Origin of the sequence: Staphylococcus agnetis (genome assembly GCF_002901865.1) — a bacterium.
Classification (GTDB): domain Bacteria; phylum Bacillota; class Bacilli; order Staphylococcales; family Staphylococcaceae; genus Staphylococcus; species Staphylococcus agnetis.
Genome location: NZ_PPQF01000071.1, coordinates 1 through 11,009 on the forward strand (window position 1 = coordinate 1; position 11,009 = coordinate 11,009).

At 36.5% G+C, this 11,009-nt stretch carries 11 protein-coding genes and 1 pseudogene; 1 reads left to right on the forward strand and 11 read right to left on the reverse strand.

Going from position 1 to position 11,009, the window contains the following annotated elements; translation table 11 throughout:
- Nucleotides 1-167: pseudogene (locus CD172_RS10245) on the reverse strand (IS6 family transposase); the annotation flags it as partial.
- 189 nt (nt 168-356) lie between these two features.
- Between CD172_RS10245 and prli42 the strand changes: the two are divergent.
- A complete protein-coding gene (gene prli42 / locus CD172_RS13080; RefSeq protein ID WP_156407407.1) occupies nt 357-458 on the forward strand; it encodes a stressosome-associated protein Prli42 in 102 nt (33 codons plus the stop codon).
- 49 nt (nt 459-507) lie between these two features.
- Here the strand turns inward: prli42 and CD172_RS10250 are convergent, their stop codons facing one another.
- From CD172_RS10250 to ahrC, 10 genes are all read right to left on the reverse strand, one after another.
- On the reverse strand, nt 508-1,485 hold the full coding sequence (locus CD172_RS10250) for an aromatic acid exporter family protein (RefSeq protein WP_037567733.1): 978 nt from the start codon (nt 1,483-1,485) through the stop codon (nt 508-510).
- Nucleotides 1,486-1,496: 11 nt separating this feature from the next.
- Nucleotides 1,497-1,934 (reverse strand): bacilliredoxin BrxB, encoded by a 438-nt coding sequence (gene brxB / locus CD172_RS10255; protein WP_037567731.1) that lies wholly within the window; start codon nt 1,932-1,934, stop codon nt 1,497-1,499.
- 76 nt (nt 1,935-2,010) lie between these two features.
- Nucleotides 2,011-3,291, reverse strand: coding sequence for a dihydrolipoamide acetyltransferase family protein (locus CD172_RS10260; RefSeq protein ID WP_103346290.1), 1,281 nt, complete (start codon nt 3,289-3,291; stop codon nt 2,011-2,013).
- Between the two features lie 11 nt (nt 3,292-3,302).
- Nucleotides 3,303-4,286, reverse strand: a complete 984-nt coding sequence (locus tag CD172_RS10265) for an alpha-ketoacid dehydrogenase subunit beta (RefSeq protein WP_060551106.1) — start codon at nt 4,284-4,286, stop codon at nt 3,303-3,305.
- Nucleotides 4,279-5,277, reverse strand: coding sequence for a thiamine pyrophosphate-dependent dehydrogenase E1 component subunit alpha (locus tag CD172_RS10270; RefSeq protein WP_037567724.1), 999 nt, complete (start codon nt 5,275-5,277; stop codon nt 4,279-4,281). The genes CD172_RS10265 and CD172_RS10270 overlap by 8 nt, the downstream gene beginning before the upstream one ends.
- 23 nt (nt 5,278-5,300) lie before the next feature.
- Nucleotides 5,301-6,719, reverse strand: a complete 1,419-nt coding sequence (gene lpdA, locus CD172_RS10275) for a dihydrolipoyl dehydrogenase (protein WP_103346291.1) — start codon at nt 6,717-6,719, stop codon at nt 5,301-5,303.
- A 12-nt stretch (nt 6,720-6,731) separates the two neighbouring features.
- A complete protein-coding gene (gene buk / locus CD172_RS10280; RefSeq protein WP_037567720.1) occupies nt 6,732-7,790 on the reverse strand; it encodes a butyrate kinase in 1,059 nt (352 codons plus the stop codon).
- Between the two features lie 52 nt (nt 7,791-7,842).
- A complete protein-coding gene (locus CD172_RS10285; RefSeq protein ID WP_082624725.1) occupies nt 7,843-8,745 on the reverse strand; it encodes a phosphate acyltransferase in 903 nt (300 codons plus the stop codon).
- 15 nt (nt 8,746-8,760) lie between these two features.
- The gene (recN, locus tag CD172_RS10290; protein WP_060551109.1) at nt 8,761-10,434 is read right to left on the reverse strand and encodes a DNA repair protein RecN; all 1,674 of its coding nucleotides are present in this window, start codon (nt 10,432-10,434) and stop codon (nt 8,761-8,763) included.
- A gap of 12 nt (nt 10,435-10,446) precedes the next feature.
- Nucleotides 10,447-10,899, reverse strand: coding sequence for a transcriptional regulator AhrC/ArgR (gene ahrC, locus CD172_RS10295; protein ID WP_037567715.1), 453 nt, complete (start codon nt 10,897-10,899; stop codon nt 10,447-10,449).
- Nucleotides 10,900-11,009: the final 110 nt, after the last annotated feature.

Below are 11,009 nucleotides of genomic sequence, written 5' to 3' on the forward strand. Positions count from 1 at the left end.
GGAGCATATTCCTGTACCCATCGATAAATTGTTGAATGATGAACATAGATGCCTCGTTCTCTCAATATTTCAGATATATTTCGATAACTTAATGCATACCTTAGATAGTAGCCAACGGCTACAGTAATGACATCTTTGTCAAATTGCTTATATCTGAAATAATTCATCCTCTGCACCTCATTTTTGTTGACTATTATACTATATTTCTAACTTTGCAACAGAACCATTTGAAATACATTGCAAATTGATTGTTTGACGATAATTTGTAATAAAAATAATGTTGAGATGTTCAAAATGACAATGGTATAATTTTCAATACGAATATTAAACTACGAATTAATTTGGAGGCGTCAATTGTGTTAAATGAAAAAGTAAGAAAAGTATTGCTTATGGTAATGCTGATCGCAATCGTGATTTCTTTAATTTTGACGGGTGTAGCACCTATTTTAAATATGTAATGAACAAAAGACCTTTACGTAATCAATGTAGCGTAAAGGTCTTTTGAATTTATACTTCGTGATGCATTTTTAAATTGCCAAATTTAGATTTAATTGTTAAATATTCTTCTGTATCATACAACATTTGTATCATACTTGCACGTGTGTGTAATGCTTCATGCGATGTCGGTAGAGGCTCTTGATCAATCTCTAGCCTCACTTGATAAACCATATGCAAGCGTTGGGCTGTATAATTATTTTCATTAACATTTTCAGCCATTTCTTTAAAAACTTCAGCAACGCGTTGAGAAATAGGATCATCCGCATCGATATGATGGATATGATGATACATGCGTTTTAAAATCTCAACTTGATTTTCTCTCATATCAAAATAATGATAGTAACTATTTTCATTACGCACAAAATGATTTTTAACATCTCTAAAGGCAATTGATTTCGCTTTTTGAATAGAAAGATTGAGCGGTTGAAATGTGATTTTAAGCTGGTTATTATGTGTTGCGCAGGCATTGCTAAACTGATAAAAGATATCTCTAATTTGAGTCTCTATATCATGCTTATACTTCTTTAAATCTTTATCCAAGCTTGGCATAATGGCATTCATTAAAAATGCAATAGTCAAGCCAATTATAATCAGCAAGATTTCATTGATGACTAAATCTAGATTTATGTGTTTTGCATTAAAAAAATGTAATAAGATGACGATACTTGTTACGACACCTTCTTGCATGTTAATAACAACTGTGAGTGGTATAAATAATAAGACGATAAGACCTAGTACAAGTGCATGTTGACCAAGTAATGGGAAAATAAGTGCCCCAAACCCAATCGCGATTAAACATGATACAAAACGTGATACGATGGCATGTACGGAGTGTATTTTAGTATCTTTAATACATAACACAACTAAAATAGCACTAGATGCATAATTATCTAAACCTAATAGCTTAGCAATAATAACGCCTAGTGCCATTCCCACCGCTGTTTTAATCGTTCTAAATCCAATTCGATAGGGATTTAAACGTATCATTAAACGGCTCCTTACTTTTCTTCGCAATATTTATCAAATAATCTTTGTAATTGCGTAATAACATCCATAACGTCATGACCTTCAATTTGATGGCGTTCAATCATCTCAGTGATTTTCCCATCTTTCATTAATGCGAAGGATGGACTTGATGGTGCATAGCCTTCAAAATAATCTCTAGCACGTTGTGTCGCTTCTTTGTCTTGACCTGCAAATACAGTAACAAGACGATCGGGTAATGCATCATAATGTAATGCGTGTGATGCGGCTGGACGCGCAATGCCTCCTGCACAACCACAGACTGAGTTAATCATAACTAATGTTGTACCTTCTTTTTTAAATACACTGTCTACTTCTTCTTCAGTAGTCAATTGTTCATACCCTGCATTATCCATATCTTTACGCGCTTGATTCACTACATCGTTCATATATAAATCAAAATTTAAATCCATATGACCATACCTCCTAAGATACCTTCATTGTACTAAAGGCCAAACGTCAATTCAATCAATCCATTTACATTACACATTAATAAATTTGTGTATGTTCAAGTGTATAACGTTCTATACGAGATTTTACTTCATTTAAAAATTGACCAGCTTGCAATCCGTCGAGTATGCGGTGATCAATTGATAAACATAAGTTGACCATATCGCGGATGGCAATCATATCATTGATAACTACTGGACGTTTAACGATTGACTCAACTTGTAAAATGGCAGCTTGAGGATGGTTAATGATTCCCATTGAACTCACTGAACCGAAGCTTCCCGTATTATTAACCGTAAACGTGCCCCCTTGCATATCTTCATTCGTCAATTGATTTTGACGCGCTTTTTTAGCAAGTGTAGCAATTTCTTTCGCGATACCTTTTATCGACTTTTCATCAGCATTTTTGATAACTGGAACAAATAATTTATCTTCCACCGCAACAGCTATGGATAAGTTGATATCTTTATGCACGTGAATCTCATCGTTTTGCCAAGAACTATTTAACATAGGATATTCATGTAAAGCCTCAGCCACAGCTTTGACGAAAAAGGCGAAGAACGTCAAATTATAACCTTCTTTTGCTTTGAATGAAGCTTTGTAATGATTACGTGTTTTTGTTAATTCAGTCGCATCAACTTCCATTTTCATCCAAGCGTGAGGGATTTCTTGAACACTTTGCACCATCTTATTCGCAATTTGTTTGCGCACACCTTTAACAGGAATTACAGATGCGTGAACATCTGATGATGTTTGAGATTTTGCTGAACTTTGACTCACAGATGTTGCTTGAGAGTTTGATTCAGTGATTGTTGCTTTTTGTGATGACGTTGTTTGACTTTCACCTGAAGCTATATATGCTTCAATATCTTTTTTTGTAACGCGCCCTTCAAACCCTGTCCCCGGAACATCTTCTAAATTAACTTGATGCTGGGATGCGATTTTAAATACTACAGGTGAGTAGCGACCATTATTTTTAGGTTGGTTTTCGGATACAGAATGACCTTGGTTAGTTGATGGCGATGGTTCAGTTTGAGTTGGCTGTTGCTCTTTAGAATGAGCTGTATCTTCTTGAGCTGTATCATTACCCTCAACCGCCATTTCACAAATAACAGTTCCTATTGAAATTGTTTCGCCTGCTTCCACATTAATTTTAGTGATTTTACCCGCATATGAAGAAGGCACTTCTGCTGTAACTTTATCAGTGATCACTTCACATAACGGATCATATTCTTCAACCGTATCCCCTACTTGTACAAACCACTGTTCAATCGTTCCTTCATGGACACTTTCACCTAATTTAGGCATTTTAATTTCCATAATGGCCCTCCTTAAAATGTTGCGAGTTCACGCATTTTATTTTTAATTTTTTCAGGATTAATCATAAATTCATCTTCTAATGGTGGTGCAAATGGCATCGCAGGGACATCAGGACCAGCGAGGCGCATAATCGGTGCATCTAAGTCAAATAGGCAATTTTCAGCAATAATGGCTGAAACTTCTGACATGACACTTCCCTCTTTATTGTCTTCTGTAATGAGTAAACATTTGCCTGTCTTTTTCGCACGCTCAATAATCGTCTCTTGATCTAGTGGATATACTGTTCTTAAGTCCACAACTTCTACGTCAATGCCTTCTTCAGCTAAAAGGTCAGCCGCTTGAAGTGAATAATTGACTGCTAAACCATACGTAAATACAGTAATATCACTACCTTCACGTTTCACATCAGCTTTATATAATGGCACTGTATAGTAATCTTCAGGTACTTCTTCTTTTAATAAACGATATGCTTTTTTATGTTCGAAAAATAATACAGGGTCATTAGATTGAATCGCTGATAATAATAAGCCTTTAGCATCATAAGGTGACGATGGAATAACCACCGTTAATCCTGGTGTTGAAGCAAAGACACTTTCAATACTTTGTGAGTGATACAACGCACCGTGAATGCCTCCACCAAATGGTGCACGAATTGTTAGTGGCACATGCCAATCATTGTTGGAACGATAACGCATTTTAGCAGCTTCACTCATAATTTGGTTGGTTGCCGGGAGAATGTATTCTGCAAATTGAATTTCAGCAATTGGTCTTTTACCCACCATTGCGGCCCCAATAGCAGAACCTACGATATTAGATTCAGCTAAAGGTGTATCTAATACACGGTACAAACCATATTTATCTTGAAGACCTGCAGTAACGCCAAAAACGCCACCTTTTTTTCCAACATCTTCACCTAAAATAAATGTTTGATCATCTTTTTCCAACGCTAAATCTAAAGCGTTTTTAATCGCTTCTAAATAAGTTAATTTAGGCATTTTTTTCACCCTCCTGGTCATAAACATGTGTATATGTCTCTGAAGGATCAGGGTAAGGTGATGCTTCAGCTTCTTTCGTTGCTTCGTGTACACGTTGTTTATTCTCTTTTTCTATTTCTTCAAACCAAGTCGCATCTATGTGAACTTCATCGATTAAATATTTTTTAAACTGAACATTACAATCATGTTCTTTATTATAAGATTTTTCATCATCTGTACGGTAACGATCATCATCATCAGATGAATGTGCAGTGAGGCGTGTACACATTGCCTCGATTAATGTACTGCCTTCACCGTTAACACCACGGTCACGCGCTGTTTTAATGGCATGATAGACTGCAATAGGATCGTTACCATCTACAGTTTCACCGAACATGCCATATCCTTTAGCACGATCGGATAACTTTTCAGCACCATATTGTAAATCTTTTGATACGGAAATAGCATACTTATTATTTTCAATCAGACAGATAAAAGGGAGTTTATGCACTCCAGCAAAATTTAAGCCTTCGTGAAAATCGCCCTGATTCGAACTACCTTCACCTAAAGATGTTAATGCAATATTTGGTTTGCCATCCATTTTAAGTGATAACGCGGCACCTACAGCATGTAATACTTGTGTGGCTACAGAAGAACCTTGAGACATGATGCCGACTTCTTTTTTACTAAAGTGTGAAGGCATTTGTTTACCACCGGAACTGATGTCATCACGTTTACCAAAAGCTGAATTCATCGTTTCAAGCGGTGTCATTCCTAGATGCGTTACAAATGCAAGGTCGCGATAATATGGTGCACTAAAATCACCTTTTTGTAAGGCATAGGCAGCACCAATTTGTGTTGCTTCTTGTCCTTGACAGCTAATGACAAAAGGAATTTTACCTGCACGATTCAACAACCACATGCGTTCATCTAATTTTCGTCCTAAATCCATAGCGCTATACATATTTTTTAAATCTTCTATTGTGAGATTGGCTTCTCTATAATCTTTCATTGCCTTCTCCTCCTCAAAGGTTACTAGATGTGAATTGATTGATTTTCAGCTTTTAAACCGAGTTCCATTAATAATTCTGATATCGATGGATGTGCATGTGTCGCACTACCAAGTTCTAACGCGGATCCATCCATAAAACTTAACAGCGAAAGCTCATTAATAAGTTCTGTAACATTAGGTCCTATCAGTGCAGCACCTAGAAATGTTTGTGTTTCTTTCTCAAACACGAGTTCTGCAAAACCATCAGGATCTTGTTGAGATGCGATCAATGCTTTACCATTCGCTTTAAACGGTGCTTTCACAACATGCGTAGTATATCCTTGCTTTTTAGCTATGTCTACGGTCATTCCTAATGAAGCGACCTCTGGGCGTGTGTATACACAACGTGGCATCAAGTTATAATCTATAGCAAGAGGATTTTCATTGAACATGTGTTCAACTGCAATTACCCCTTCTTTAGCGCCTACATGTGCAAGTTGAAGTTGACCGATAACATCGCCAGCTGCATAAATATGTTGATCAGCTGTTTGCATAAATGCATCAGTTTGTATTGTCTTTTTGTCAGATAAAGCGACTTTCGTATTATTAAGTCCTAAATCATCAGTTAGTGCTTGACGACCAACAGCTACAAGTACCTTATCTACTGTTAAAGTATCGTCTAGCTCAAACGTTACATCATGTTCAGTAATTGTCACAGCTTCTTCTGTTACAGCGGTATTTTCTAAAATGTGAATGCCTTCTTTAGAGAGATGTTGCTTCAATTGGCGACTGACTGACGCTGGTTCATTGATTAAAATACGTTCACCAGCTTCAATAATTGTTACCTCGACACCAAATGAATTCAACAGGCTTGCAAATTCTAAGCCAATCACACCACCACCGACAATCGCCATACGTTTTGGTAATGTTGATAATTGCATCATATCATCACTACTTAAAATGACACGGTGGTCAAATGGAAGCATTGGTAATTCAATGGGTTTAGAACCTGTTGCAATTAACACGTAGTCATTGGGTAAAAGTTCAGATTCGCCGTCGTCATACTCCACAGATACAGTTCCACTTTGTGGTGTAAATATAGAAGCACCTAATAAACGACCCGTTCCTTGAAATAAATCAATTTTATTTTGTTTTACAAGATGTTGGACACCATTGTACATCGTTTCTACGATTCTTGATTTGCGTTCTAAAACACTTTGAAAGTTGACAGATGCGCCTTCAACAGAGAGCCCATACTGATCAGCATGTTGTATGTATTGGTATACTTCAGCTGACTTTAAAAATGATTTTGTAGGGATACATCCACGATGTAAACATGTCCCTCCAACTTTGTCTTTTTCTACTAAAGCAACGGATTTACCGAGCTGACTCGCACGAATTGCTGCTGAATAACCAGCAATACCTCCACCTAATACAACTAAATCGTATTTTTCTTTTGTCATTGTATGATTCTCCTAACTGTAAGTCTTCACGGGTATGTGTTCACCTAATGCTTGATACGCATTTTCAGCTAAAGCTTGCATTTCGAATTCACCTGGATAGACAGATACTGGTGCTATCCATTCGATATAAGGTTTGAGTAAATCGATGAATAAAGTACTGTGACTCATTCCACCTGTAAACACGATTTGGTCCACATTCCCTTTTAATAGTGCAGCACGTTCGCCAATAGCTTTAGCAATTTGAACGCTAAAGGCATCGACGACGCCATGAATATGTGTATCGTGATGATAACGTTCCATAATCCATTTAAAATCACTTGAACCGACATGAGCTTGTAAGCCAGTTTGAGCTGAGAATAAACGTTTCATTTGTTGAATATCATATTGATGTGCATGCTGATATTCGATGAGTGCATCATTTGGGATGGAACCAGAACGATTTAAAGCCATTGGTCCTTCACCATAAAGTGCTTCATTGACATCTATCACTAACCCTTTTTCATGCGCAGCAACACTGACGCCTCCCCCCATATGTATGACAATCAAATTTAAATCTTCGTAACGTTGTTGAACGTCCTTAGCAAATTGACGCGCAGTAGCTTTATGATTTAACGCATGAAAAATACTTTTTCTTTGAATACCTGGTATACCAGTCATTCGAACTTCATCAATAAATTCATCCACTACGACGGGATCAGAAGTAAATACTGGAATGTTTAAGTGTGTAGCCATCTCATAACCTATAATGCCACTTAAATTTGAGGCATGTATGCCATATTGAAAGGATTTTAAATCATCATATAATGCGCGGTTCACAGTATATGTGCCACCTACAATTGGTTTTAATAAACCACCCCTACAAGCAATGGCATCCAATGTTGACGATGGGACATTGATTTTTGAAAGCCATTGTTTTATAGCCATTTGACGAGGGGCTTTTTGTTTTAATAAATCCAAACGTGTCAGTGCATCATCATGGACAACAGTTGTGCTGTACGACATTTTTGTATCGTCGTAAATGGCTAATTTACTTGATGTACTCCCTAAATTAAGAACTAATATGCGGACCATAGTATCCTTCCTCTCTTGATTGCTAACTTATATGTGACTTGAAAGATCCAGGTCACGCTAATGTTTTTAAAGCAAGTAATACAGATAGTGTTTTATTGGTCACTGAATCCGCTCTAGACGTTAAAACGATAGGATATGGCGTACCAATCATTAAACTTGCAACTTTTGCGTGTCCAAAATAGGTTAAAGATTTATATAATGCATTTCCCACGTCTAGTTGAGGAACTATAATAACATCCGCATCACCTGCAACAGGAGAAGTGATCCCTTTTAGCAAGGCGCTTTGTTTATCAATTGCATTATCTAATGCAAAAGGACCATCAACAACTACACCTTCTATTTCATTCGTATTTGCATAATATTGTTTCAATTGATCAGCGTGTACAGATGAAGGGATTTTCTCTGATGGTTTTTCAACTGATGATAATAATGCCACTTTTAAATCGGTATATCCCAGTTTGTGAGTGAATTGTTTAATATTGTGAATGATTTTTTGATGTTCTTCTAGTGATGGGTGAATATTTAAAGCGACATCTGAAATGAACAACAATTTATGGTATGCCGGTATATCACAGCATGCGATATGATTTAAAAAATAATTTTCACCCTGGGTATGACGCAAATGTTTGAGTACCGCAGATAAAATTTGACTCGTCGGTATGAGCCCTTTCATCAGAATATCAACACGCTGTGCATCTAAGTCAGTTAAACATGCGGAAAGTGCGCTATGTTCATCGTCAAATGTATGAATATGGATGCGTTTTAACATTGGTGCTGGTAGCTCAAATGAACGTATTAATTCCGAAACATCTTGGTCATTATAAAGTGTGAATGTAGCATTGGTTTGTGTGAGCACATCATGAATCACTTGAATGGATGACTCATTCACTGCATTAACAAGTGCTATATTTCCTTCTAGAGCGTGTGTATTTTGAAATAATGTTGAAAATGACAATGTCATACACCCCTTTTAGCGTTGATTTTGTTCAATCATTTCTTTAGCGTTTTTCAATGTGAGTTCAGTCACGGTTGCGCCAGAAATCATTCTTGCCACTTCTTCGATACGTTCATCATCTTGTAGTTCTTTAACGTGTGTAGTAGTTCTGTCATCTTTTTCGTGTTTAGATATGTACAAGTGATGATCACTCATAGAAGCGACTTGGGGTAAATGTGAAATACAAATGACCTGAATCACCGATGCGATTTGTTTCATTTTTTCAGCCATTTTTTGAGCTGCTTGACCCGATACACCGGAATCAACTTCATCAAATAGAATGGCTGTTTGCCCTCTTGCATTTACAAAAATACTTTTAAGTGCGAGCATGATGCGTGAGAGCTCACCACCACTCGCTATCTTGTTTAAGCTTTTTAGGGGTTCCCCTTTATTAGGGCTAATCAGAAATTCTACACGTTCTAGGCCATCTTGTTGTGGTGTCTCATAACGTGTGAAGGCAATTTCCAAATTGGCATCTTTCATTTGTAAGTTTTGTATTTCGTCAACAATATGATCACGGAGTGTACGTGCTACTTTACGTCGTTCTTTTGATAAAACTTGCCCATCAACTTGGAGTTGTTCGGCGAGTTCCGCAATTTCACTTCTTAACTGTGAAGTACTTTCTTCATAATTTTCTATTTTGTTGATTTCATCCTCAATTTTGCTTTGATAAGAAATGAGTTCAGGTATATCTTTACCATATTTGCGTTTCAAATTATTTAAAAGATTCATACGTGACTCTAATTCGTTTAAATAATGCTCATCAAAGTCTGTTTGATTAATTTCATCATATAGTTGGTGTTTAGCGTCTTCTAACGTGTAATAAAATTGATCGACATCTTCTTTCAATTTAAGATACGTATTAGGTAAAATTTGATCGATTGTTTGGAGTTGCGTACTCAGTTCATACAAACGATCCGTAATAGCATATTCATCCGTTAACGTTGTGTATGCAGCATTTAGAGCGTGATTTAAGTTTTCAGAGTTTTGAATGCGCTTAATATCTGCTTCGAGTTGTTCCATCTCATCTTCTTGTAAATTGGCGTCCTTAAGTTCTTCGTATTGGAATTTCATGAGATCCAAACGTTGTAATAAAGCCTGATCTGCTGTTTCCAAAGCTTCAAGCTCTTTTGTTTTCTCCTTATGATGCGTGTAGGTTGTTTCATATTGACGTAAAGCATCGTCATAAGAGCCTTCAGCATAGCGGTCTAAAAGTTCAATATGATATTTTTGTTTTAAAAGTGACTGTGTTTCATGTTGGCCATGAATGTCTAATAATTGCTGCATGACTTTTCTTAAATCTTGTAGCGTTACGGTCGTATTATTAATTCGGCACATACTCTTGCCAGAATTAAATATTTCACGCTTAACAATTAAAAAGTCCTCGGATAAATCAATACCAATCTCTTCTAGGACATGATGTGCCTCTTTCGCGTTGTCAACGTCAAAGATACCTTCGATAATAGCTTTTTTCTCACCATGACGTACAAAATCTGAAGACGCACGCATACCAATTAATTGTCCAATCGCATCAATAATGATTGATTTTCCCGCGCCTGTTTCTCCACTTAAAACCGTTAAACCATCACCAAATTGAATTTCGAGCGCATCGATAATAGCGAATTGTTTAATTGAAAGACTTTGTAACATATCATCTCTTCCTTATAACATATTAAAAATACGTGATTTAATTTCTTCAGCATCTGCATGCGTACGGCAAATAATGAGACAAGTATCATCACCACATATCGTACCTAATACTTCTTCCCAATCGATTTGATCTAAAATAGCGCCTATAGATTGTGCATTGCCTGGTAGCGTTTTAAGTACTAACAAATTGTCAGTACCATCAATTTTTACAAATGAATCCATAAGATAGCGTCCCAATTTTTCGAGCGGATGATATCTTCTGTCATTAGGAAGGCTATATACATATTGACCTGTAGGTGCAGGTACTTTAATCAATTGCAATTCTTTAATATCTCGAGATACAGTTGCTTGAGTCACATTCATCTCATAATCATTTAAACGTTTTACTAACTCATCTTGTGTTTCGATTTGTTCATTTGAAATAATTTCTCTGATTTTAATATGTCTAACAGATTTTTTAGGCATAATGGACACCTCGTAACGAATATTTATACATCGATTTTACCATACAATCATGTATTAACCTAGTTATGACCTATTTCATAAGTGAAGCTTTAACGTCATTAATTGTATAT